Source organism: Chryseobacterium fluminis (genome assembly GCF_026314945.1).
Taxonomy (GTDB): Bacteria; Bacteroidota; Bacteroidia; order Flavobacteriales; family Weeksellaceae; genus Chryseobacterium; species Chryseobacterium fluminis.
This window is the reverse complement of the sequence record NZ_CP111121.1, coordinates 4,674,494-4,699,644: the sequence shown is the minus strand read 5'-3', so window position 1 is coordinate 4,699,644 and position 25,151 is coordinate 4,674,494. Positions and strand designations below refer to the sequence as shown.

24 protein-coding genes and 1 pseudogene are annotated in these 25,151 nt (G+C 38.7%); 7 read left to right on the top strand and 18 right to left on the bottom strand.

Annotation, left to right across the window (positions count from 1 at the left end; genetic code table 11):
• Positions 1 to 104: 104 nt before the first annotated feature.
• The 6 genes from ODZ84_RS21435 to ODZ84_RS21410 form a co-directional block, all read right to left on the bottom strand.
• Complete coding sequence (locus ODZ84_RS21435; RefSeq protein WP_266174475.1) at positions 105 to 395, bottom strand: putative quinol monooxygenase; 291 nt, start codon at positions 393 to 395, stop codon at positions 105 to 107.
• An 87-nt stretch (positions 396 to 482) separates the two neighbouring features.
• Positions 483 to 1,367, bottom strand: coding sequence for a sulfite exporter TauE/SafE family protein (locus ODZ84_RS21430; protein WP_266174474.1), 885 nt, complete (start codon positions 1,365 to 1,367; stop codon positions 483 to 485).
• 1 nt (position 1,368) lies between these two features.
• A complete protein-coding gene (locus ODZ84_RS21425; protein ID WP_266174473.1) occupies positions 1,369 to 2,610 on the bottom strand; it encodes a sulfate adenylyltransferase subunit 1 in 1,242 nt (413 codons plus the stop codon).
• Between the two features lie 77 nt (positions 2,611 to 2,687).
• A complete protein-coding gene (gene cysD, locus ODZ84_RS21420; RefSeq protein WP_266174471.1) occupies positions 2,688 to 3,596 on the bottom strand; it encodes a sulfate adenylyltransferase subunit CysD in 909 nt (302 codons plus the stop codon).
• Positions 3,597 to 3,617: 21 nt separating this feature from the next.
• Complete coding sequence (locus ODZ84_RS21415; protein WP_266174469.1) at positions 3,618 to 4,310, bottom strand: phosphoadenylyl-sulfate reductase; 693 nt, start codon at positions 4,308 to 4,310, stop codon at positions 3,618 to 3,620.
• Between the two features lie 89 nt (positions 4,311 to 4,399).
• Positions 4,400 to 4,807: an RrF2 family transcriptional regulator gene (locus ODZ84_RS21410; protein ID WP_259112583.1), complete on the bottom strand. Its 408-nt coding sequence runs from the start codon at positions 4,805 to 4,807 to the stop codon at positions 4,400 to 4,402.
• 142 nt (positions 4,808 to 4,949) lie between these two features.
• On the opposite strand from ODZ84_RS21410, the gene ODZ84_RS21405 reads away from it, so the two are divergent.
• From ODZ84_RS21405 to ODZ84_RS21380, 6 genes are all read left to right on the top strand, one after another.
• Positions 4,950 to 5,378: a DUF4268 domain-containing protein gene (locus tag ODZ84_RS21405; RefSeq protein ID WP_266174468.1), complete on the top strand. Its 429-nt coding sequence runs from the start codon at positions 4,950 to 4,952 to the stop codon at positions 5,376 to 5,378.
• A gap of 150 nt (positions 5,379 to 5,528) precedes the next feature.
• The gene (locus tag ODZ84_RS21400) at positions 5,529 to 6,350 is read left to right on the top strand and encodes a DUF2314 domain-containing protein (RefSeq protein WP_266174466.1); all 822 of its coding nucleotides are present in this window, start codon (positions 5,529 to 5,531) and stop codon (positions 6,348 to 6,350) included.
• A gap of 256 nt (positions 6,351 to 6,606) precedes the next feature.
• Positions 6,607 to 7,446, top strand: a complete 840-nt coding sequence (locus ODZ84_RS21395; RefSeq protein WP_266174464.1) for an SDR family NAD(P)-dependent oxidoreductase — start codon at positions 6,607 to 6,609, stop codon at positions 7,444 to 7,446.
• Positions 7,447 to 7,766: 320 nt separating this feature from the next.
• Entirely contained in the window at positions 7,767 to 8,681 is a 915-nt protein-coding gene (locus tag ODZ84_RS21390) for a helix-turn-helix domain-containing protein (RefSeq protein ID WP_266174463.1), read from the top strand.
• A gap of 127 nt (positions 8,682 to 8,808) precedes the next feature.
• A complete protein-coding gene (locus ODZ84_RS21385) occupies positions 8,809 to 9,045 on the top strand; it encodes a hypothetical protein (RefSeq protein ID WP_266174460.1) in 237 nt (78 codons plus the stop codon).
• Positions 9,036 to 9,353 carry a type II toxin-antitoxin system RelE/ParE family toxin gene (locus ODZ84_RS21380; RefSeq protein WP_266174458.1) on the top strand — a complete coding sequence of 106 codons (318 nt, stop codon included), beginning with the start codon at positions 9,036 to 9,038 and terminating at the stop codon, positions 9,351 to 9,353. Before ODZ84_RS21385 ends, ODZ84_RS21380 begins: the two co-directional genes overlap by 10 nt.
• 33 nt (positions 9,354 to 9,386) lie before the next feature.
• Here the strand turns inward: ODZ84_RS21380 and gldG are convergent, their stop codons facing one another.
• From gldG to kbl, 4 genes and pseudogenes are all read right to left on the bottom strand, one after another.
• Positions 9,387 to 11,057 (bottom strand): gliding motility-associated ABC transporter substrate-binding protein GldG, encoded by a 1,671-nt coding sequence (gene gldG / locus ODZ84_RS21375; protein ID WP_266174456.1) that lies wholly within the window; start codon positions 11,055 to 11,057, stop codon positions 9,387 to 9,389.
• A gap of 3 nt (positions 11,058 to 11,060) precedes the next feature.
• On the bottom strand, positions 11,061 to 11,789 hold the full coding sequence (locus ODZ84_RS21370; protein ID WP_266174455.1) for an ABC transporter permease subunit: 729 nt from the start codon (positions 11,787 to 11,789) through the stop codon (positions 11,061 to 11,063).
• 79 nt (positions 11,790 to 11,868) lie between these two features.
• Positions 11,869 to 12,420: a CopD family protein gene (locus ODZ84_RS21365; protein WP_266174453.1), complete on the bottom strand. Its 552-nt coding sequence runs from the start codon at positions 12,418 to 12,420 to the stop codon at positions 11,869 to 11,871.
• Positions 12,421 to 12,630: 210 nt separating this feature from the next.
• Positions 12,631 to 13,826, bottom strand: a pseudogene (gene kbl / locus ODZ84_RS21360) (glycine C-acetyltransferase).
• 160 nt (positions 13,827 to 13,986) lie between these two features.
• On the opposite strand from kbl, the gene ODZ84_RS21355 reads away from it, so the two are divergent.
• Entirely contained in the window at positions 13,987 to 14,856 is an 870-nt protein-coding gene (locus ODZ84_RS21355) for a cupin-like domain-containing protein (protein ID WP_266174451.1), read from the top strand.
• 132 nt (positions 14,857 to 14,988) lie between these two features.
• Here the strand turns inward: ODZ84_RS21355 and ODZ84_RS21350 are convergent, their stop codons facing one another.
• The 8 genes from ODZ84_RS21350 to ODZ84_RS21315 form a co-directional block, all read right to left on the bottom strand.
• On the bottom strand, positions 14,989 to 16,758 hold the full coding sequence (locus ODZ84_RS21350) for a M1 family metallopeptidase (RefSeq protein WP_266174450.1): 1,770 nt from the start codon (positions 16,756 to 16,758) through the stop codon (positions 14,989 to 14,991).
• Complete coding sequence (locus ODZ84_RS21345) at positions 16,676 to 16,915, bottom strand: hypothetical protein (protein ID WP_266174449.1); 240 nt, start codon at positions 16,913 to 16,915, stop codon at positions 16,676 to 16,678. The genes ODZ84_RS21350 and ODZ84_RS21345 overlap by 83 nt, the downstream gene beginning before the upstream one ends.
• Positions 16,916 to 16,995: 80 nt before the next feature.
• On the bottom strand, positions 16,996 to 18,468 hold the full coding sequence (gene dacB / locus ODZ84_RS21340) for a D-alanyl-D-alanine carboxypeptidase/D-alanyl-D-alanine endopeptidase (RefSeq protein WP_266174448.1): 1,473 nt from the start codon (positions 18,466 to 18,468) through the stop codon (positions 16,996 to 16,998).
• A gap of 161 nt (positions 18,469 to 18,629) precedes the next feature.
• On the bottom strand, positions 18,630 to 21,077 hold the full coding sequence (priA, locus tag ODZ84_RS21335; protein WP_266174447.1) for a replication restart helicase PriA: 2,448 nt from the start codon (positions 21,075 to 21,077) through the stop codon (positions 18,630 to 18,632).
• Between the two features lie 112 nt (positions 21,078 to 21,189).
• Positions 21,190 to 23,679 carry a beta-mannosidase gene (locus ODZ84_RS21330; protein WP_266174445.1) on the bottom strand — a complete coding sequence of 830 codons (2,490 nt, stop codon included), beginning with the start codon at positions 23,677 to 23,679 and terminating at the stop codon, positions 21,190 to 21,192.
• A 34-nt stretch (positions 23,680 to 23,713) separates the two neighbouring features.
• Positions 23,714 to 23,923: a GxxExxY protein gene (locus ODZ84_RS23510; protein WP_323670689.1), complete on the bottom strand. Its 210-nt coding sequence runs from the start codon at positions 23,921 to 23,923 to the stop codon at positions 23,714 to 23,716.
• Between the two features lie 320 nt (positions 23,924 to 24,243).
• On the bottom strand, positions 24,244 to 24,906 hold the full coding sequence (locus tag ODZ84_RS21320) for a copper homeostasis protein CutC (RefSeq protein ID WP_266174443.1): 663 nt from the start codon (positions 24,904 to 24,906) through the stop codon (positions 24,244 to 24,246).
• A 37-nt stretch (positions 24,907 to 24,943) separates the two neighbouring features.
• Entirely contained in the window at positions 24,944 to 25,135 is a 192-nt protein-coding gene (locus ODZ84_RS21315) for a copper homeostasis protein CutC (RefSeq protein ID WP_323136808.1), read from the bottom strand.
• Positions 25,136 to 25,151: the final 16 nt, after the last annotated feature.

Here is a 25,151-nt window from a genome sequence, read left to right as displayed (position 1 = left end):
TGTTCAGATTGCTGAACAGCCTTTCAATTTTCATGAAACCGGAAGACGGAAGTTATTTCAAGCGATAAGCTCCTTTTTTCCGACATCAGGTCTCGGTGTGAAATCTACAATGTTTTATATCCTTTATAGACCTGGGTAGAACTTTCCAGCATTTTGGAAACATCTCTTCTGAAATTCAGCAGATGATCCTGTCCGTTGTGCCGGTTCAGATGTTCTTCACTTTCCCATAATTCCGTCATAAAGAAAGTCCCTTTATTATCTTTATCTTCAATCAGATCGTATTGCAGACAGCCTTCTTCCTTCCGGGTCTCTCTTACCAGAGTCTGAAAAAGTTCCACCGCTTCCATTAAATAGTTTTCATTAAACTTAAAAAGCGCAACTACATATAATTTCATATATTTTTTTTAATGGTGCAAATGTAGAATATTTTCAAAATCAAAAGTATTTTACCGATGTTATTTTTTCACATTTAAGAAGCTATACTAGAACACAGATTTATAGATGGTTATTGAGCTCATGACAATCACTAAAATCCCAATCACGACAAACATGCTTTTCACCGGAAGCTTTGCAGTAAGCATCGCTGAAAAAGGTGCAGTAACAATCCCTCCGATCAATAAACCCAAGATAATATTCCAGTGCTGGATTCCCAGTGTAAAAATAAAAGTGATGGCTGCCGTAAGGGTTAAAATAAATTTAGCTACTGTAGAGCTTCCTACCGCAAACCTTGGGGTAAAAGAGTTTTTAATCAGTGTTCCTGTGACCAGCGGTCCCCAACCTCCTCCTGCAAAGGCATCGATAAAACCGCCAATGACACCGAGTCTTGTTAAATTTGTTTTTCTTTTCAGTTTTTTATCCTGTTTTTTCTTAAAAGCATTCGATAAAATCTGAATTCCCAGGTACAGGGTGTAAAAAGAAATAATGGTCTTCGTAATTTTAGAATAATATTCACCAAGATAGGTAAGCGAAACTGCGCCGAGGACGGCTCCGATAATGGCAGGAATGGCTAGCTTTTTCACTAAGCCTTTGCTTACGTTTTTCAGTTTTATATGACTGATGCTTCCTGCTGCCGTTGTAAAACTTTCTGCCGAATGGATGCTGGCACTTACCGCATGCGGAGGAATCCCCAGAAATAAAAGAGTCGTTGTACAGATCACCCCATAGCCCATTCCCATGGATCCGGCCACCATTTCTGCCAAAAACCCAACCAGCATCATCCAGTAAAAAATATAATGATCTTTTGCTAAAGTAGTCAGTAATTCATCGAGGTACCCCAATTCATACATCGAAAGAACCACGATCAGCACTACTGCTAACGTGATAAAAAGTACATTGAGCCTGAGCTGGACCTTCCTTGAAATTACCATATTATAAGATCATTACGGCACCTACCGTAGAATTACTCGTTTCGTCGATCAAAACAGCATTCCCCGTTGCATTACTCTCTTCAAAACTGTCAAATACCAGTGGTGAAGCTGTTTTCAGCCGGACTTTTACCACTTCGTTCAGCTTAATACTTTCAGAAACAGGTGTTTTTTCCAAGGTATTAACATCAATTTTATAGTCAATTTCTTTAACAATCGCTTTTACAATTCTGCTTTTATGCTGAATAAAATACTTATTGCCTTCGCTTAATTCTTTTTTATCGAGCCAGCAGATCACCGCTTCTATTTCATTATCGACTTTAGGAAGACTTTCGGTTTTCACTAAAAAATCACCCCGGCTGATATCAATATCATCTTCAATGTGAATGACTGCAGGCTGATTGGCAAAAACAAAGTCCGTTTCCTTTCCTCCTGTCTCTATTTTTGAAATCCGGGTCTGAATATTCTGAGGAAGCACCGTAATCTCATCTCCTTTTTTATAAACCCCGGAGATCACCTCCCCTGCATATCCTCTGTAATCATGAAGATCATCGGTTTGCGGGCGAATGACGTACTGTACCTGAAATCGGGGGCTTTCAAAGTTCTTATCTGCAGAAATCTCTACATTTTCAAGAAACTCTAGAAGTGGCGTACCATCATACCAATTCATTCTATCAGATTTTTCAACGATATTATCCCCGTGAAATGCTGAAATCGGGAAATAACTTACATTTTCCAGCCCTAATTTTTCAGCAACCAACTCATACTGCGCTTTAATATCATTATATACCTCTTCGGAATAATCTACGAGATCCATCTTATTAATTGCCACCACCACATTTTTCATTTTCAGTAAAGATGCGATGATGGAATGTCTTCTTGTCTGTTCAATGACGCCCTGTCTTGCATCAATCAGGATCACCATCAGCTGTGAGTTGGAAGCGCCCGTAATCATATTCCGGGTATACTGAATATGCCCCGGTGCGTCTGCAATAATAAACTTTCTTTTGAGGGTGGAAAAATACCGGTAGGCAACGTCAATTGTTATTCCCTGCTCTCTTTCCGCTCTCAGACCGTCTGTCAGGATCGCGAGGTCAACACCGTTTTCGTTTTTATTTTTAGACTGCTTTTCCAGCGCTTCAAGCTGGTCGATCAATATATTTTTGCTGTCATACAGAAGCCTCCCGATCAGGGTACTTTTCCCGTCGTCTACACTTCCTGCGGTGATAAATCTTAGTATGTCCACGTTTATTTAGTTATAAGTTATGAATGATGAGTTATGAGCTTTAAATAGCTGATCGCCTGTTGCTTTTTAAGGTGATCCTAGAAATATCCTCCTTTTTTCCGGTCTTCCATCGCGGCTTCCGTGACCTTATCATCAATCCGGGTTTCGCCGCGTTCGGAAATTCTGGAAGCCGTAATTTCATTGATCACCTCCTCCAATGTTTCTGCTGAGCTTTCAACGGCTGCGGTACAGGTCATGTCGCCAACTGTTCTGTAGCGCACTCTTTTATTCATCACAGCATCATGTTCGTCGATCTGAATAAAGTCCGACACCGCAATCAGCTGTCCGTCATATTCTATAACCTCCCGGTCATGGGCAAAGTAAATCGGAGGAAGCTGAATATTTTCTTTTTTAATATAGTTCCACACATCGAGTTCCGTCCAGTTGGAAATTGGGAAAATCCTTACATTTTCCCCCTTATTGATTCTTCCGTTGTAGATATTCCACAGTTCCGGACGCTGCAATTTCGGGTCCCACTGTCCAAACTCATCACGTACAGAAAAAAACCGTTCTTTTGCTCTTGCTTTTTCTTCATCTCTCCTCGCTCCTCCGATACAGGCATCAAACTGAAACTCTTCAATAGTATCCAGCAAAGTGTGGGTCTGCAGCCAGTTTCTGGAGGCAAATTTGCCTTTGGGCTCGGTTAATTTTTTAGCTTTTATGGTATCTTCAACTTTTCTTACGATAAGTTCTGCGCCGATATTTTCCGCCAGATCATCCCTGAATTGTAAGGCTTCGGGAAAATTGTGTCCCGTATCAATATGAACCAGCGGAAACGGAATCTTCATGGGAGCAAAAGCTTTTTTTGCCAGGTGCACCAGCGTGATAGAATCTTTACCACCACTGAAAAGCAATGCCGGTTTCTCAAACTGAGCCGCTAATTCTCTCATGATATAGATACTTTCTGCTTCCAACTGCTCGAGATAGTCTAATGTATAGGTATTCATTTTACTGCTTAAAATTTTAAATTAATGGGTATGCAGACCGCATTCTTTTTGTGAACTCTCCCACCACCATCGTCCTGCCCGTGGATTTTCACCATCAGAAATGGCCCTCGTGCAGGGCTGGCATCCGACACTGATAAATCCTTTTCTGTGCAGCGACAGTTCCTGTACCTGATGCTGTTCCAGATAATCTAAAACATTCTGGTAGCTCCAGTGTATCAATGGATTGTATTTGTACAGATTCCGGGATTCATCCCATTCGATGACAGGCATATTTTCCCGGTTTTCCGACTGGTCGGCCCGCAGTCCTGTGATCCAGACTGTGGCACCGTTCAACGCACGGTTCAGGGGTTTTACTTTCCGGATAAAACAGCACTCTTTCCGGTTCTCAACAGAATGGTAAAAGGCATTAATCCCCTTTTCATTCACATATTTTTCCACATCTGAAGATTCCGGGGCGTACACCTCTATTTTGGTTTTATACCTTGAATTGTTCTGAGAAAGCAATTCGTAATGTTCATAGAAAAGCCTGCCCGTATCCAGTGTAAAGACTTTGACCGGAAGCTGGTTTCTGAAAATCATATCGGTAATCACCTGGTCTTCCTGGCCAAGCGATGTTGAAAAAACAGCTCCTTCCGGAAACTTCGCCGAGATCAGTTTCAATCCGCCCTCTGCTGAAAGCTGTTTCAGTATTTCTGCATCTTCTTTTGAAATCATATTTTATTCATTTGAAGTACTGCAAATATCAGATAAAATAACTATCCTACCAAACGAGTAGACTAATTATTCAAAAAAAAGGGACCTGATCAATCGATCAAATCCATTAAAGTTTTTTCTTCCAGAATTTTAAGTGACGCATCGCGGACTTCAATCAGAACATCGTGTAAGCTGCAGTGATCTTCGTTGCAGTCGTCACATTTTTCATAAAAGTTAAGACTTACGCAGGGTAAGAGTGCAATCGGCCCGTTCACCAGGCGGATAATTTTAGCAAGTTTTACGTTTTCAGGATTTTCTTTAAAAAAATATCCCCCTCCTTTTCCTTTTTTACTATCAAGGATATCCGCTTTTTTGAGTTCGAGTAAAATATTTTCCAGAAACTTTAAAGGAATTTTCTTGTGTTCCGCAATTTCGGAAATTAGAATAGGACCTCCATTTCTTTTTTCTACAAGATATGAAAGGGCCTTAAACGCATATTGAGATTTTTTAGACAGCATTACAGCAAAAATAAGAAAATAGTTTGAAATGCGTAAATATTAGATTCATAGGCCGAAAGACCGGACTGGAAGCTGTATAGACCGCACTACCGGCTTTCTGCTCCGGATTCTGACTTCCAAACAAAATACCTATTTTTGCTTTATGTTCAGTAAACAAGAAGCACAGCAGTTAAAAAAGGAGTTTTGGACGGCTTTTGGAAAGTCTTTTCCGAGAAAATGGTTATTGTATGATACGAAAGTGAAAGATTTTTCATTCAAGTTTCATGCAGACAATAAAAAGGCGGAAGTTTCCTTAGATATCGAAATGAAAGATGAGGTTTTCCGGAATGCTTATTATGAGAAGATCTGGTCTCTGGAAGATATTCTGAAAGACTTTACAGGAGACTTCCACAAGGACGAATATTTTACTCTGGAAAACGGAAAAGTAATCGCCAGGATTTGGGTTGAAAAACATGGGGTGTCCATCTTTAATAAAAATACATGGTCGGAAATATTTGAATTCTTTGTTGAGAAGATGGATGGCTTTGAAAGGTTTTATTATGAATATGAAGATTTTATAAAAGACATCTGATCAACTGAGTATGTTTTTCACAAAATTAAACTTATGTTTAAATATTTTTTGTATTTTAGGTCTATCAAAATATTAACATCTTTGTATTCATCATGCTTTCAGTAAAATACTCATTGATATTTTGAATACTTAAATCACAAAAATTATTTCATGGAAGACAACACCTTCATCTTCACAGACGGAACAGATCCCAAAATGATTGAAGCTTACAGAAAAGCTCGGGAAACCTTTAAATATTTCTGGAGAGAGGTCTCCTGGGAATACCGAAGAATCATTCCGGCACTGAACCTTGCCTGTGTAAAGGCCTCCTTTTCTGAAAAAGACCCCGAAACCGGCAATGACATTGTAGAACACATGTGGATCAATGACATAGATTTTGACGGAGATACGGTTAAAGGATACCTCATGAATGAACCCAATAACCTTACCAGTATCAAGGCGGATGATTATTTTGAAATTCCTCTTAATGAAATCAGCGACTGGCTTTTTGCGATCACTCCAAGCGTAAAAAAACAGAAAGGTATCTCTTCATTATTTTCTTCTCCGAAAGAGCCTGTTCCCAAGGCCTACGGAGGATTTACCATTCATAAGATGCGCGCCGATATGGCTACTGATGCAGAAAGGAAAGAACATGATTCTTATTGGGGACTGGATTTTGGAGATTTTAATCATATTGAGGTCGTTCACGAGCAAGAAGAAAAACCAGAAAATCTTATAGAACATCCGATGAGCAGAAATATGCGGGAAGATTTCATTACGTTTTTAAAAGATTATCCTGATGAGCTTACTCATGTCGATGATCATGGCTATACGTTACTTCATAAAGAAACGATTGCCGGCAACCAAAGTTCCGTAGAAGTTATTCTGAAGGCGGGAGCTGATAAAAACCAAAAGACCAATAACGGAAAAACAGCTTTGGACTTTGCCAGGCAGCTCAATTGGGAGCATCTGATTCCTGTTCTGGAAAATTAATCATACTGAGAAACTTTCGGTTTCATTTTAAATGCCATCAGCATTTAAAATCCAGATATCTATTATTAAACCTTTAAGGTTTGTTGCTTCATCCCAAACTAAAAGAACAACATTCAAACTGTAGAGAAACCTCCTGGTTTTTCTTTTTATTTACATATTCACGATTCAGTTACATCATTCGTTGATTGGGCTACTTTTATAATTACCTGACTTCTCATCTTTGTACCATCATTTAACAACAATAAAACATTTAAAAATGGAAACAACAAAAGTATGGTTTGTAACAGGAGCCTCAAAAGGTCTGGGATTAGCCTTAATCAAAAAATTACTGGAGAAGAACTATCGCGTGGCTGCTACCACCAGAAACGTACAAGCGCTAATCTCCGAAATCGGAGAGGCATCGGAGATCTTTTTGCCGCTTGAAGTAAGTTTAACGGATGATGAAAATGTAAAATCAGCCATTGCCAAAACAGTCGGCCATTTCGGACAGCTGGATGTGGTGGTCAATAATGCGGGCTACGGACAAATTGGAACCCTGGAAGAGCTTTCAGATAAAGAAGCCCGGGCCAATTTTGATATCAATGTTTTCGGAACGCTGAACGTAATCCGAAATGCGATGCCTTATCTCCGTGAGCAAAGATCAGGACATATTTTCAATATTTCTTCGATCGGCGGTTATGCAGGTAATTTTCCGGGTTGGGGAATTTACTGTTCCACAAAATTTGCTGTGGCAGGATTAACGGAAGCCCTGGCAGAGGAAATTAAAGATTTCGGAGTGAAAGCTACCGTGGTGTATCCCGGATATTTCAGAACGGATTTCTTATCTAAAGAATCTGCGAGAACACCGGAAAATTCTATTCCTGAATATGAAGCGGCAAGGAATTCTGAGCAGGCTCACCTCGATGAGATTAACGGGAACCAACCCAACGATCCCGGCAAAGGAGCAGAAGCCCTGATCGCCATGAGCGAAGAGCAGAATCCACCGGTACATTTCCTATTGGGAAGCGGAACAGATGAATTCCTGAACAATAAAATTAAGACAATCACAGGAGATGCTGAAAAATGGAGTGATCTGACGTTTTCTACAGTGATTTAATTTCACCACCGAAAAATTCTTCGACTTCTTCGCGCTCATGATGACAGAAACCAATACGACCCGTTATAATTACACGCAAAGTTTACAATGTGTCATCCTGAGCCTGTCGAAGGATTTTTTATTTTTTATATTCAACTTTATTAAAAAGAATTTCTAATCATCACCAATCCTTCGGCTGCTTCTTGCTCAGGATGACAGAAACTGATACGAAACGTTATAATATCCCGAAATTTATATCGTGTCAGGCTAAGACTATTGGAGCTGTCCCCTTATAATTAAATACATTGTACTTTTTACAAAAAAAATTTAACTTAGTCCTTATGAAAAAGACATTTCGTTTTAATTCCCTTTCTGAATTTCATGCTTTCTGTAATCTCCCGAATCCTGAACATCCTTTGATCAGCCTTATTGATTACAGCAAGGTCAACTATCCTACAAACGACACCGAGCTGAAATGGGTCCAGAATTTCTACTCAATAGGTTTGAAAAGGAATGTGAATGCGAAATTCAACTACGGACAGCAGGAATATGATTTTGATTCCGGGGTGTTATGTTTTGTTTCTCCGCTCCAGTTTTTAAGTCTTGAGATGAAACCCGATGTTGAAGTAGAGCCTACGGGATATTTATTGCTGATCCATCCGGATTTTCTTTGGGGAACTTCTTTAATTAAGAAAATAAAATCGTACGATTTTTTTAGCTACCAGATTAATGAGGCTCTTTTTCTTTCGGATAAGGAAGAGCAGATTATCGTTGATTTATTTAAAAATATCGAAAAAGAATATCAGACCAACATCGATAAATTTACACAGGAACTGATTGTTGCTCAGCTGGACCTCTTCCTTATTTATGCCGAACGGTTTTATGAGCGCCAGTTTCTAACTAGAAAAAAGTCCAGCCATGAATTGCTGGTAAAATTCGAGGAAGTTCTTTCCCGATATTTTGAAAAAGGTTATCTCATCGAAAATGGAATTCCTTCTGTGAAAACCATCGCCGGACAAATGAATATTTCTCCCAATTATTTAAGCAGTCTGCTCCGCATTCACACCCAACAGAATACCCAACAGCATATCCAGAATAAAATTATTGACACCGCAAAAGAACGTTTGAGTACAACAAGTCTTTCTATAAGTGAAATCGCGTATGAACTGGGCTTTGAGCATCCGCAGTCTTTCAGCAAGTTGTTTAAGCAGAAAACGACTCAGTCGCCGGGGGAATTCAGGAAGTTGTTTAACTGAAACACAGGGAGACTTTAAGGTTCCCGTTTTTTGTTTTAACTTTAGCCATAACATGTTTTTTAATTTGTTATCTCTTTGGGAAACAATTAGAAATTAATTTGTAATTTTGATTTAAAATACATCGGTCGTGGATATTCAAACAAGAAAATTAAACCTTATCACCTATCTTGCTCAACTGCAGGATGAGCGTTTTTTTGATAAAATTGAAGAGTATATTTTATCTAAGCTGGAGAAAGAAGATCATACTAAACCATTGTCAGTTGAAGAACTCAATAAACGAATTGATCAATCCTTAAATGATTCAAAAAATAACAGAGTTACTGATTCTAATAATTTACTCTCTGAAATAGAACAATGGCAATAAAGATATTTTGGACAGATTTTGCAAAAGACCAGTTAAAAAATATTTTTGACTATTATAAATTAAAAGCAAGTCACAGAATTGCAAAAAATTTAGTTATTGGAATTGTTGAAAAAACACATACACTTAATTTTCAGAAAGAAATAGGACAAAAAGAAGAATTGCTTTTTTCAAGAAATGAAAATTTCAGATATCTGATTTATAAAAATTATAAAATCATTTATTGGTTCAATGAAGCAAAAGAACGAATTGAAATTAGTGATGTTTTCGATACGAGACAAAATCCCATTAAAATTCACGAAAGACAATAAAAAAGAGAAGTCAAAACTTCTCTTTTTTTTCTGTTATCCAAATTTCTTCTTTCTTAACCAGAAGAACAAACCGCCCAAAATACCGATAATCGCTAAAGGAAACAGCAAATTAAACCATTGCCAGTTATTTTTCTCTTCCGTAATTCTCTGTCGGTCGAGAAGACGTTCTTCAATATTTCTGTTTCGAAGTTCCATCAGGTTGCTGTCATCCAGGAGATAGTCGAGAGCATTTCTTAGAAACTGCTCGTTTCCGAATTGTTCGTTGGTCAGCATATCTACCCCTAAAGGTAAAGGTTCGCCTTTGATTACTTTATTTCTTCCTACATCTCCGTCTGCGATGACGATCATTTTATTTTCAGGGCTTGTGCCTTTAAAACCCGGGTATGATTTTCTTTCAATTCTTGACGCATAGGCAGAATTAAACTTTCCTTCCAAAGCAACGGCATAGATTTTCGGTGTGCTTGGTTTTTCCATCTGGCCAAGACTGTCGACACTCGCGATTTCCTTAAGATCAACATAGTTCGGAACCTGCTTCAGCAATGTTCTTTCACTCGATTCAAAGAGAACCCTGGTCTTTATGTTTTTTCTCCCGCCTAAGGTATCGATGGAAGTCGGGAATTCAAATTTAACAGGATTGATATTTTTTGTAATCGGATCATTTTTTTCAGCAATGCCTAAAGGGAAATAAGGCCACGGAAGGCTTGTATATTGCGGGTTACCGCCCACTTCCCCGGTCACCAGTCTCAATAAAGCAAATTTTTTCACATCTTTCACCAGTGCAGGATTGATTCTGATGCCGTAGTTAAAGAAAAAGTCAGTCATATTAATGTCTACCGGGAAAGGCATCACTTTTTTAGATCTGGTCAGTGTATCCATTTCAGCATTTACAGCATCGATCATCCAGAGTGTTTTTCCTCCACCCATAATGTATTGATCAAGAATTACTTTTTCATTATCTGTAAAAGCTTTTCTCGGTTTTGCAATGACCAACGCATTCATCTGCTTTAATAACGGCACATCTGCTATACTCAGTTCAGTCTGATTTTTAGGAATAATAGGACCTGCATCATAGTTTTCTGTAGCCAGATGCATAAATCCCTGGAATTCTTCCGGACTCAGCTCATCATGATTTACCAGAATTCCGATTTTCTTTCTTTGATCAACCGCAATATTTTTGATGTTGGAAACCAGGTTATATTCTAAATTTTCAATAGATTTCGTTAACTGCTGATCTGCGTCGATTCCGGTCTGCTGAACAACCAATGGAATGGATACTCCTCTATCGCGGTATTTCACCACCGCATATGGAAACAAATAAATCTGCGAAACTTTTCCGTCTTTCACATCCGGAAGAACGGAAGGCTGCATTCCCATGGCCATCAGCGTATCCTGGGATATTTTACTTTTGATGGGATCGATGAATTTGAAATCGATTTTCGGATTGATTTTTCTGAATTCTTCCAGCATAAATTTCGTTTCGCTCTGCAGCTGCTTAAAACTTGCAGGAAAATCTCCATCCAGATAAACATCTACGGTTACCGGTTTTTTAATGGATTCCAAAACCTTCACCGTATTATCGGAAAGTGTGTATCTTTTTTCTTTTGTTAAGTCTAATCTGATGCCAGAAACAGCAAGAATAACGACCAACGGTAAAATAACAAACAGTAAAATTCCGAATGGCGATTTTATGGATATCTTCTTCATATTCTACTTCTTTTTATTGATAAAATGGTTGGACAAAACTAAGGCAACTCCGATGATTAAAACAAAATAGGCAACATCTCTGAAGTCGATCAGTCCTCTCGTAAAACCTAAGAAATGCTGGTAAAAACCAAGATTCTGCAAAATGAAATCAGCACCACCCAATAATTTATAGCTTGCCAGCTGTTCGATCCCGAAATACATGATGAAACACATAAAAACCCCCAGCAGGTAAGCCATAATCTGGTTTTGAGAAAGTGAAGAAGCCAAAATTCCTACTCCTGCGAACGATGCAATTAAAATAATTAATCCGAAATAGCTTCCGAAGGTCATTCCAAGATCAATATTTCCTTCCGGAACGCCCAAAACATAAACGGTATAAAGATAAATTAATGAGGGAATAAGACACAAAACTCCGACCACCCAGACGGATAAAAATTTACCCAGAACCAGGTCCGAGATTTTTAAGGGTTGGGAAAACAACCAGTTTAATGTTCCTGTTTGCTGTTCTTCCGCAAAAGTTTTCATAGAAAGAGCAGGAATGATGAACATCAGCAGCCAGGGCACCAAAACAAAATAGCTCTGTAAAGAAGCCAGCCCGATGTCAAAAATATTGGAATCATTTTCGAAAAAAAATAAAAACAGTGTTGCGATCAGACTGAAGGCTGCGATGATGATCCACGCGCTCCAATTCCCAAAATAGCTCCAGAGTTCTTTTTTTAAAATTGCAATCATAGTTTTTTAAATTTGCAGTAAGCAATATGCTGTAAGCGGCAGGCCAAGCTTAATGCTGACAGCCTTCAGCCTAAAGCTTTTATTTATTTTTCTTATTCTTATTAACCAGTTTTACGGTCATCATGATCAGAAATACAAGAACGAAAAATCCGGTAATTAATTGCCACCAGTATTCAATGACCTGAGTTTTTAAAATGACCGTGAAGACGACCAGAAACAAGATAAAGGTAGCGATTTCGTTGGCCTGTCTCAGCTTGATATTGGCGGTTTCCAGGGTATTGCCGTTGAGTTCTTTTAACTGTAAAACTTTTTTCCAGCACCAGTAATGATATACCGCCAACCCGATCAGGAATGTTAATTTTAGGTGAAACCAGGGCATTTTCATTAATCCTGTATTTAAGAAAATCATGACTAGGCCACAAACGGCCATGATGATCCCGGCAGGAACGGTAATGATATTCCAGAGCCTGCGGGCCATGAATGTATACTGTTCTCTTAAAATTTTCTTTTTGTCCTCCGCGAATTCGTCGGTGTCTTTATAGTAAACAAAAATTCTCACGAGATAAAAGACCCCCGCAAAATAGCTTACCATGAATATAATGTGCAGTGCTTTTATGATTGTATAAAGCATTCAGAAAAAATTATTGACAAAGATAAGTTTTTATATATTCTTTAAAAATAAAAATTCTTTGTAAAGAATATATCAATGTATAGAAAAAAATGCTTCGACAGGCTCAGCGAGACTACATTACTAATATACCGTTATCCGTAAACAACAGTTCGTATTAGAATTGCCATGCTGAATCTGTAGAAGCATCTGTATTTATAATGAGCTGAAAAATTAAGAAATAACGCCTAATTCTTTTCCTACTTTTTCAAAAGCAACGATCGCTTTGTCCAGATGTTCTCTTGTATGCGCTGCAGAAAGCTGAACTCTGATTCTTGCTTTCCCTTTCGGTACAACAGGATAGAAGAATCCGATAACATAGATGCCTTCATCCATTAATTTCTCGGCCATTTTCTGAGCGAGAGGTGCATCATAAAGCATTACCGGAACAATGGCCGCATCCCCATCAGGAATATCAAAACCTTTAGCTTTCATTTCGGCTCTGAAGTATTCAGCATTTTCCATTACCTGATCCCGAAGAGAAGTATCCCCGGAAATCATATCCAGCACTTTCAGAGCTGCCCCTACAATTCCGGGAGCCAGAGAATTAGAAAATAAATAAGGTCTTGAGCGTTGTCTCAGCATATCGATGATCTCTTTCTTACCGGAAGTAAATCCTCCCAATGCTCCTCCCAATGCTTTTCCGAGAGTAGAAGTAATAATGTCTACCCTACCCATCACTTCATTCGCTTCATGTGTTCCGCGACCTGTTTTTCCGATGAAACCTGTAGCATGGGAATCGTCGACCATTACCAAAGCGTCATATTTATCAGCCAGGTCACAAACCCCTTTCAGGTCTGCAACAATACCGTCCATTGAGAAAACACCGTCTGTTACAATAATTTTAAAACGGTGGTTTTTTCTGAAGCAGCAATTAACTGAGCTTCCAAATCTTCCATATTATTATTTTTGTATCGGTATCTTGCTGCTTTACACAGACGGACCCCATCGATGATCGAAGCGTGGTTCAGCTCATCGGATATAATCGCATCCTCTTCTGTAAATAAAGGTTCAAAAACCCCTCCGTTCGCATCGAAACAGGCGGCGTAAAGAATGGTATCCTCTAATCCTAAAAAGTCAGCAATTTTTTGTTCCAGCTGCTTGTGAATATCCTGTGTTCCGCAGATAAAACGTACTGAAGACATTCCGTATCCGTGAGATGCGATCATATCCTGGGAAGCTTTCATTACTTCAGGTTGGTTTGATAATCCCAGATAATTATTGGCACAGAAGTTCAAAAGCTTTTTTCCGTTTGCTTCTATTTCTGCACTCTGCTGAGAAGTGATGATTCTTTCTCTTTTATAAAGTCCGTCGTTATCGATATTGTGTAGTTCGTTCTGTAAATTTTCAAGATACTTTTTAGAGATCATTGTAGATAAATTTTTGATGTGCTAATTTAGTAAAATCGCCGTAAAGTATCCTCTTTTCTGATTTTTATTCTGGTATTTTCGGATATTAGCTAAATTTTTCAACAATTAGTCTATAATCCAAGTAGACTAATCACTATATTTGTTTCTTTAAATCACAAGAATGATCTTATCACCGGTACAGAAAATCAAAAATATATCATCACAAGAATTTCTCAGGACTTATCTGAAACCTGCAAAACCTATTATCTTAGAAGATTTTGCAGATCCTGAAAGCCCGGCCTTCAAAAAATGGAATTATGATTATTTTAAGGTAATTGCAGGAGAACAAAAAGTCAATATTTACGGAAGTGAAATTGAGTCGCTGGACAGAGTGGCCAGCAAGCCCATCGGTCAGAGCACCTTTGCAGATTACCTGGATTTAATCACCTCATCCCCTACCGAACACCGCCTGTTTTTATTTAATTTATTAAGTATTAAACCTGAACTCAAAAATGATATCCATTACCGGGATGTTACCGATGGAAAAATATTGAAATGGCTCCCCTTCATGTTTTTCGGAGGCGAAGGTTCTATAACGCGAAATCATGTAGATATAGACATGTCCCATGTTTTTATCACGCAATTCCAGGGGATTAAAAGAATCTGGCTTTTCCCCTGGGAACAGTCTGATTTACTGTACAAACTTCCTTACAATTTTCACAGTATTACCAATGTTAAAGAACCTGATTATGATGCCTTTCCGGGACTGAAATATGTGAAGGGGTATGAAGCCGTTATCAAACCCGGGGAAACGCTTTATATCCCATCCGGCTGGTGGCATTATATCCAATATGAAACCGAGGGCTACTCTGTGTCTGTAAGAGCATTACCCTCAAGCTGGCTTGAAAAATGGAGAGGTTTTAAAAATCTTGTGCTGATCAGGCATTTTGATAATATGATGAGAAATGTGTTTAAAGAAAGATGGTTCCGCTTTAAGGTAGGAAAAGCCGTAAGAAAGGCCAACCGCGCTATTAAGAGACAAAAACTTTAAGATCTAATTATGAGTAGAGTCATCAAACCGACTACTATGAAATTATTTTATTCCAACTCTTTGCTGAATTTTCACTCTCTAATTCTACGGTACCCATAAAAAACGGACAACCTAAAAGTTGCCCGTTCTCATTTATTTTTTTAAAAATTTAATTTTTTTGTCTTTAATACTGAAAATATACGTTCCCGGGATAAGTTCTGAAATATCAATCGGTTTTCCGGGCTTATAGGTTTCTTTTCTCACTAATTTACCGTCGCTAAAATGAATGGTAAATTCTGCTGTTCTGCCGATTCCTTTCAGATACAGCTCATTTTTGGCAGGATTAGGATATAAAGCAAATTCTTCAGCGTGGAATTCTGTGGAAGACAGCGTGTTGTCCTGGGTAACCGTTGAGTTTTTTTCCAGCAGCTGATATTCATAGTTAAATTCAACATTTGCTACTGTAAAAGGCACTGTTTCTGTGAAATACTGGTTATTTGTGGTATTGTTTAACGCAAAATAAGCTACCTGACCACCGGTTCCGTTCACTTTTACCGGTAAAGGCATTTCAAAAAAGCTTACATTGGGGCTGCTCTGGGTCTGAGAAGCTTTAAAGGTAATCTGGTTTCCCACCTGCCGCCATCTTATGTCATAAGTAGGATAGCCTTCGCCATACACCCAGTCATTAAAAAATTCAGTAAAATCTTTGCCTGTAGACTGCAGTAATGAAGCGTTCAGATCGGCTGTTCTGGCATAATTATAGGCTAAACCGGGCCTTGAGTGATAATCTTTGATGGCCTGGTAAAAGGCCGTTTCACCCAAAATCCACTTCATCATTCTGACGATATATCCACCTTTCGAGTACGATAACCTGCCGCTGAAAATGGCTCCGACATTTCCTAACTGAGCATCTGCCACATAAGTGCTTCCTCCTGGCGCACTGGTGATATAATTTTTTTCGGACAGTAAATAATTCAGGAATTCAGTGTTGGTCATTAATAGTTTTTCATTAGCCAGATGTTGCCCGAATGTGGCAAACCCCTCATTCAGCCAGATATCATTCCATGCGCCGCAGGTTACCTTGTCACCAAACCACTGATGCGCAAGTTCATGGGCAATTACGGTCTTACTCCAGCCACTCATGGATGACATCGTCTGATGTTCCATGCAGACCCCGTTATACTGAAACTCCATGTGACCATATTTTTCATTTCGGAAAGGATACGGACCGAAATAGGTCTCAAATGTATTCATGATCTGCTTGGTCCAGTCGATATCTGCCATGACTGAAGCATTATTAACGGTTGTAGGATACACATAATTCACAAAAGGAAAAGGAGGATTTCCCATTGTATCATTAAGTTTTACAAAATTCGTAACCGAAAGCGCAATTAAATATGCTGTGGTAGGATACATTGTTCTCCAGAACGTCAGCTTCTGTCCGTTAGGCAGTGCTGTTTCCGACATCAGTTTTCCATTGGCAGCTACGCTATACTGTGCAGGGGTGGTAATTTTAAAATCAAACCTGTCGATTTTATCGTTCAGGCTTTGTTTGGTGGGAAACCAGTCCTGTGCACCATACGGTTCATTAAGGGTGGAAAGAATAGCTGTTCCGTTCTGAGATCCGGTAGAAAATGCATTATTATCCAGTGCCGGTGCTCCGGAGTAATGGATCGTCAAAGAATCAAGAACGTTTGCCGGAAGAGCAGACTGAAAATCGATCTTGAGTTCTTTTGTCGGAAGCTGCTGAAAAACCATTGAAGCTCCGTGGTACTCGACCTGGGAAACCGTTAAGGTGTTGGCAAGATCAAAATAAATGCTGCTCATGCCCTGATTAGGCTTAAAATGAGAAGTTACCGATCCTGAAATATGGTAGACTGCCGGGTCGAGGCTCACCTCCATTCTTCTGATACTGCAGGTCATAGTTCTGGGTATTCGGATTAATATTATAGGTGATCATCTTTTTGGCAAAAGATTTCATTTCCTTTGTAATGAGTCCTTTTTTTTCAATATTCTGGTCCTGACTGTGGAATTGATGTATAAAAAGGGTACTTAAAATTAAAATATAATTTTTTTTCATGATGAGTATTTATAATCAAAGATAAAAAAAACCTTCTAATCATTGATTAAAAGGTTTTTATAATATTGAAATAAAAATTTTTAAAGGTCTAATGCCGGCTCAAGAATCTTTTCCATTCTTTTTTTTACCATATCTACCGATCCTGCATAGTTATTGACCATTAAGGAAAATACTAAAGTTCTTCCTGTATTTGTTTTCAGATATCCCGCCAGTGTTTTTACTTTATTCAACGTTCCTGTTTTAGCAAAAACCTGTCCGTTTCCTGTTCCAATGAACATTCTTTTCAGTGTTCCGGACTGTCCTCCAACAGGTAATGAAGTAAAATATGATTTGTAATATTTTTCATCCATCAGGGAGGTCAAAAATTTTACCTGAGAGATCGGTGTTACATTATTAGCTCTTGATAATCCGCTGCCATCGATATAATTTAATCCCAACATATCAAAACCTTCGTTCTTCAGGTGCTCAGTCACCACTTTTCTTCCCGACTCTGAAGTCTGATCACCCAGAGTCTGGAAACCTACTGTTTTCAGTAACGCTTCTGCCAGGGAATTGTCACTGTGCTGGTTGGTATAAAATATGATATCACCCAGAGTCGGAGATTTATATGCTGAAAGCAATTTTCTGTTTTCCGGGCTTGCGTCTGTCATTTTAGGGGTTACTTTTCCGGTAACCGATATTCCGCTTTTTATCAGAGTTGTTCTGAAAGAATTGGCTAGAAAAGCAGGCGCGTCCGGTAGTTTTGTCGTCAGCGTTCCGGGACCGTCATATTTTTCGGCATACACCATCTGGTTCATATAAGGAGAAACATAGAAAAATTTCTTATCTCCTGAGAAATTGTTTCCTTTCTTTACAATCAGCTTTTCGTTCGCCGGATTAATCTCACGGGTGGTCCCTGCCGGTAAATAGTAATTATTATTCTCCAACCAAACAACATTTTCCGGAAGCCTTGAAATATTACCTTTGAAAAGCGCTGTCTGAATGATAATATCACCATTTACCTTTTTGATTCCCTCACGGGAAATTCCGCTTACGAAATCTGAAATGATATCTCTGTAAGAAGCTGCTCCTGCTTTATTGGTTCCCAAAGAGGGATCTCCGCTTCCTACGATATATAGGTTACCATTCAGTATTCCGTTCTCGTCTATACTACCTGAGTATTCCAGCTGAGTCATCCAACGATAATTTTCACCCAGCAGGCTTAATGCCGTTTCTGTGGTTAATAATTTGGTGGTAGAAGCCGGAACCAAAGGTGTGTTTTCGTTATACGAAGAAATGACCTTCTTCGTTTTAGGGTCATACACGACAAACCCCCAGGTTGCATTTTTCAGTACCGGGTCGCTCATCATCGTGTTTACATTGATATCTACAAGTTCTTTCGCAGACAGAACCGTCTTCTCGGCCATTGAAGTAATGGGAGAAGGTAAGTTTAAAGAATTTCTTTGATTGTCATACGCCTGAGAATATAAAACTGTAGATACGGTAGACTGTGCAAGGAATAATCCTGAAGCCAATACCGCTGCGCTGGAAATATATTTTCTGAAATTTACCATCTAATTTTTTCATTTTCTTATACTTTGGATAAGTTAAAAATCAATGGGTTAAATTGAAAGTTAAATATCCAAACATATAATCAACGGTCAAAAGTAGAAAATATTGCTATAAGTAGGTCCAATGCACTCTTATAAAAGGCTATAAAGTTTGTTAAAAATTGTTAAAAGTCCACAAAAACGTCCTTTTTAACGCTCTGGTAAGCAGTAATTTCTTCAAATTCTTTTAGACTTATCAACACCTGCTTCTTATATTCCTCATACTTTTTACCGCGCGGAAGCTTCAGCATAATCTGAAACTGGTACAAATTATTCAGTCTTGCGATCTGCGATTTTTCCGGACCCAAGACACAGTCTTCAGGAAGATATTTCCTTAAAACCGAGCCCAGAAACTGGGATGCACGGTTTACTTTATCTTCCTTTCTGTGCTTGAGCTCGATCATTATCAGTTTCGTAAAGGGCGGATAATGAAACTTCTGGCGCTCCGTTAAAATATATTTATAAATTTTAGCCGGATTATTCATTTTAATCAACTGAAACACCGAGTGATCGGGATTAAAGGTCTGAATTAATATTTTCCCTTTTCCGGAAACCCTTCCTGCTCTCCCGGAAACCTGGGTGATGAGTTGATATGCTCTTTCCTCAGCTCTGAAATCCTGAACATACAATAAGGAATCTGCTTTAGGAATGGTAACCAGTTCAATATGGTCAAAATCCAGACCTTTGGAAATCATCTGGGTTCCTACTACAATATCCGTTTCACCATCTTCGATTTTTTCGTACAGTTTCTCATAGGCAAATTTCTTACGCATAGAATCTACATCCATCCTGTCTACTTCATGATCCGGAAACAATCTGGAAACTTCCTCATGGATCTGTTCTACGCCTACTCCTCTTTCGTTCAGGTTTTCAGAATAACATTTCGGACAGGTCTTTGGTTTTGAGGCTCTCTGGCCACAGTAATGACATTTCATTTCATTAGCGGCTTTATGGTAGGTCATTACCACATCACAGTTGGAACAGTAATTCACATAACCGCAGGTTTCACATTCGATCACATTGGCATAGCCCCTGCGGTTGTGCAGTACAATAACCTGTTTCTTTTCTTCCAGGGTTTTCCTGATGTCATCGATCAGCTGTGAGGAGAAATTTCCCGTAACTTTTTTGGAATCCTGAGCTTCTTTAAAATTAATCAGTTCATATTCAGGGAGATTAACATTTCCAAAACGCTCTTCAAGAAAAATATATTTCATTTTATCTTTCCGGGCGCTGTAATAACTTTCCACAGATGGTGTTGCTGATCCTAAAACAGCTCTTGCATTATAAAAACCTGCCAGGACCAAAGCAGCATCTTTAGCGTTAAAATAAGGCGAAACTTCTCTTGGTCTGTACGCGGAATCATGCTCTTCATCCACAATTATCAATCCTAAATTCTGAAAAGGCAGAAAGAGAGAATTCCGGGTTCCGATAAGAATTTTAATATCATTCTGACTGATTCTCCGCCAAACCTCTACACGCTCAAAATCGGTGAGTTTCTGATGATAAAATCCCAGCTGGCGGCCATACTTCTTTTCGAGTCTCTGAGTGATCTGTTTCGTTAATGAAATTTCAGGCAGCAGAAAAAGAACATTTTTACCTTCCTGGATACATTCTTCGATTTTATCTAAATACAAATGGGTCTTTCCTGATGATGTCACCCCGTGAAGAAGGACATTTTTCCCTTCGTCGAAGGCCTCATCGATTTCGATTTTTGCTGTTTTCTGAGCTTCGGAAAGCTCTTCAATCTCTTCTATTTCCCCTTCGTAGCTTTCGATCCTGTCTTTCTGCATATAATATTCTTCCACCAGATCTTTATCCGATAAGGATTTAAAATGCGAGCTTCCGAAATATCCGTCCTCAAACAGTTCAGACTTTTTAATGTGTTGGTCCGGATGTTCCGTTTGTTTTTCTAAAATATGAAGGAAAAGATCTTTCTGTTTTCGGGACCTATTTAATTTCAGCAGAATTTCTGTAAGATTCTGAGTATTTAAAACACCCTCTTTGATCTTAACATAAGCCACTTCTTTTGCTTTATATTTTTCAGCAATTTTTTCATCGATTTCGATATACTGCAGATCTATCAGCGAGTTTATCGTTTTGATGATGTCTTTTTTAGCAATAAAAGACTCAATATCACTTAAATTGATGAGCTGCCGTACTTCGAGAGCCTGCACCAGATACATTTCGTTGACATCCAGGTTTTCGAAATTAATGGTAACATTGGGTTTTAACTTTAAGTAGGTCTCACTTTCAAGTTTTAAAGAAGAAGGAAATGCAAAACGGTAAATTTCACCCAAACCACACAAATAATAATCTGAAAGCCACTTCCAGAACTGAAGCTGCTCATGCGGAACAATCGGCTTGTCATCCAGAATGCTGATTACCTCTTTTACAACAAAATTTTCGGGAGCGTTGTCATGCTGCTCAAAAACAATTCCGGTATAAATCTTTTTCCCTCCAAACGGAACCAAAACACGCATTCCGGGCTGAATTTCAGATAATAATTCTTCAGGAACTTTATACGTAAAAGAACCTTTTAAATTAAGCGGTAAAATTATTTGAGCGTACTGCAAAGGAGATTTTTAAAAGTGTAAAATTAAATTTTTCTTCAGAGAACTGCAAAATTTTGTTGAGGTTATCGCGAGTAATAATCCCGTGGATTAATGTATCCGCATGATCACCCCTTTACTCATTCATCGCATCCCAAAGGTTCATTACTTCAACTTTATCTAAGGGTTTTGATAGGGTAATTTTTTTTGAGGTGTTAGGAAGCAGGTCAAAGAAATTATCACTGAAATGGGTATTTCCGATGAGGTAAACATCTTTTGCCAGGACATCTGTAGAAACTTCAATTTCTGTTGATGAGATCTTTCTGATTTTAAGATCAGGTTTTGTCAGCTTTAAATCTTTTGGCTTTACAAAAAAATGCGTGCTCTGGGCAATGATCTTCTGATATTGATCTTTAACAGTGATCTTCAGAAAAATCTCATTTCTATCTGAATTTCCAATGATTTCTTCAAGTGAGAATGAATCAAATCTGACACTGCTGTTCTCATGAACGGTTTTATGATCTGCGGTTCCTGCTGAACCTAATTTTTCTCCATTTAAACCGATGATGTCAAAATCTAAATAGACGTCATTTATTTTTTTCAAATCATCATTTACCAAGTAAAAGTTTAAAAGCCCGTCTTTCTCTTCTGCCAAAACTACCTGGTTTGCAAAACTCCTTTTCAACTGGTAATGCAAGGCTTTCCAGTTACCCAGATAATCCACTGAAGACCAGGAAACCACAGGCCAGCAGTCATTCAGCTGCCAATATAAAGTCCCCATATTGTAAGGTTTTGCGCGGCGGTGCGCTTGAATGGCGATCTGCATTCCACGCGCCTGCAGCAACTGGGAAATATAATTGTATTTCACAAAATCTTGGGGAATTTTGTAATCCCTTTCCATGTAATTATCGATGATTTCCCAACCCCGGGCGTGCTTTTCGTGAGCTTTTACCGTGGCGTTCCGTAAATTGAGTTGCGGTGTTCCCGAAAACATAGATTTCGTAGTTTCCAGCGTCGGCATTCCCTGAAATCCGTATTCGGACATGAAACGCCCTACTTTTTCATTATATATTTCAAACGGCTGCTCTCCCCACCAGACTCCCCAATAATGAGAATCTCCTTCGGTAAGACTTTCAGTATGCCCCCAACCGATCGATGGTGAACTGGGCCAGTAAATGGTCCTGTCTCCGGTCGCGTACTTTTTTATAGCATCCGGGATAACTTCATGAAAGACTTTTTTGTAGTCCTTCCAGACCTGTAAAGAATCTTTTTCTGAATATTTGAACTGCTTTTGGTATCCCCAGTTGACAATGGCTTCATCGACTTCATTATTTCCGCACCACAGAGCAAGGCAAGGATGGTTCTGGAGACGGGTGACCTGATCTTTTACTTCTTCTTCTATGTTATTAAGAAAATGCTCATCGGCAGGATAAAAACTTCCCGCAAACATAAAATCCTGCCATACTAAAATTCCGTTTTCATCACAGGCTTTATAAAATTCATCATCTTCATAAATTCCGCCGCCCCAGATCCGGATCATATTCATATGGGCATCTTTTGAATCTTTGATCAGTTTATGGTATTTTTCTTTCGTAATTCTCGGCGAAAAGCTGTCTGCAGGAATCCAGTTGGTTCCCCTCACATACATCGGATTTCCATTAATTTTAAAATAAAACGATTTTCCTTTTGCATCTTTTTCATGAACGAGCTCAACGGTTCTCAATCCTATTCTTTCATCTTTCTCACTTATCATTTTCGAATCTTTCTCCAGGGAAATCTTCAGGGTATATAAGTTTGGCTCGCCCCATCCATTGGGCTGCCACAGTTTTGGATTTTTAATCTGATAAGGAAGTGAAATTTTATTTATCCCTGATTTTAAAGATACATTCCGGGAGCTACCATTAATCAAAACCGAATATTTCCCATCTCTGTCCGCAAGAATTTCTGCATGAACCAATAAATCTGCTGTTTGCCGGGTAATGATTTTCTGTTCAATTTTAAGATTTTCCAGCTTTGCCTGATTCCAGAATTTCAATTGTACTTCTTTCCATATTCCCGATGTTACTAATCTCGGGCCCCAGTCCCATCCGAACTGATATTGTGCTTTTCTTACAAAACTTCTCGGGGACTCCGGCATTGTAAACGGAACTTTTCCGGCCAGTACTTTTCCCATGTTTATGGCAGATCTGAACCTGACTTGTATGATATTTTCACCGATATGTAGGTTTTTCTTCACCGGAATGGTCCATGTTCTGAACATATTATCGGTCGACTGCAACAGGATACCATTTACATAAATTTCAGAAAAAGTATCCAGTCCGTGAAAGACCAGATCGATATTCTGATTTTTAAACTCTGTGGCTGAGATTGTAAATGAGGTCTGATAATCCCAGTCTTCGTTTTCGACCCACTGCACTTTTTTCTCATTTTCATCTTTGTAGGGATCCGGAATGATCTTGTTATTCATCAGATCCAGATGAACGGTTCCGGGCACAGTTGCCGGAAGCCATCTGTTTTCTTTTGAATTTTTGAATTGCCATTTTTCAACGGATAATTTTCGCTCTGAAAACTGAGCCATCAGGATTGTCTGAATAGAGAAGAAAATAAGAATCAGAGTTTTGTTCATTATAGTTTATTTACAATTCGATGTATTCGGTGTTTTATAAGTGAGGTATTAAAATTAATATGAAGTTCAGCTTCAGATTGGTTAGTTTTAAATAGGTTAATAGCTGTGAATAAAAGACCGGATGTAATTCTAAGGTAGATTTTATCTCTACGATCACTTTATTTTCGACCACTAAATCCAGTTTATATGCATTTTTAATGGTTTTATCTTTATATTTAAGGGGTAATGAAATTTGTTGCCGAATATCAAGATAAAGATTCTTAAGTTCATAGGCCAGAGCTATTTCATACCGCTTTCCAATAAGCCTACTCCTAAATTCCGGTGTACTTCTAAAGCTGCTCCTATAATTTTATAGGATGAATCATTTTCTGTCATTTGTGTTATTTTCATTATTAGCTTGAGTATTATTAAAGCTTTGTGTTTAGATTATTTATTTCTCAAATTTACAATTTACTGTTACATATATCTGTTTCTTTTTTTTATTGCAAAGTTTTTTTGTCTGATGTTAGATTATAAGAAGCAAAGGGGAATCAATTGAAATTGATTGACGAAGCGGACACAGTATTATTTATTTTTCAAAGCCGCAATTTCATTGGGATTTGAAAAATTGCCGTTATCCGTAATGGCGGATGAATGAAAGTATTCTGCTTTGGTATAATCCCTGAGTTCTTCAATATTGGCAGAGCGCAGCCCTCCGCCGACAAGGATTTCAATTCTTCCTCCGGATAGCTCAACCAGCTTTTTAAGGTTTTCTTTACCCTCCGAAACATTTGGTTTCTGACCTGAGGTGAGGATGGTTTTAAAACCACACTGAATCACTTTTTCCAAAGACTTTTCTAAATCTCTTGCCCTGTCGAAGGCACGGTGAAACGTACAGGGATAAGGTTTTGCCAACTCCACAAGCTCTGTGTTCTGTTTGATATTCACCTCATCATTTTCATTTAAAATCCCAAAAACAAAACCGTCTACCTGTAAGGTTTTCAGGTTAGCCATTGCAGATTTCATCTGTTCGAATTCTTCGTCAGAGTAGGTAAAATCACCACCGCGAGGACGGATCATTACGAAGATCGGGATATTTATTTTTTCTCTAAGCTGTTTTGTAGTTTCAAAGTCTGGCGTAGTTCCGCCTTCGCTTAACCCGTCACAGAGTTCTATTCTGTCGGCCCCGTTTTCAGAAGCGATGATGGCGGACTCAGGATTGAAGCAGGCTATTTCTATTTTTGACATATTGATTTATAGGTTGTGGCTGAAGCCGATTGAATGTTTATATTTTTGAAAAAGGGCTGAAGCCCGTTCCTATTGATGACTCTATGATGAGGCTGAGTTTTGCAGTTTCAAAGTCTGGCGTAGTTCCGCCTTCGCTTAACCCGTCACAGAGTTCTATTCTGTCGGCCCCGTTTTCAGAAGCGATGACGGCGGACTCAGGATTGAAGCAGGCTATTTCTATTTTTGACATATTGATTTATAGGTTG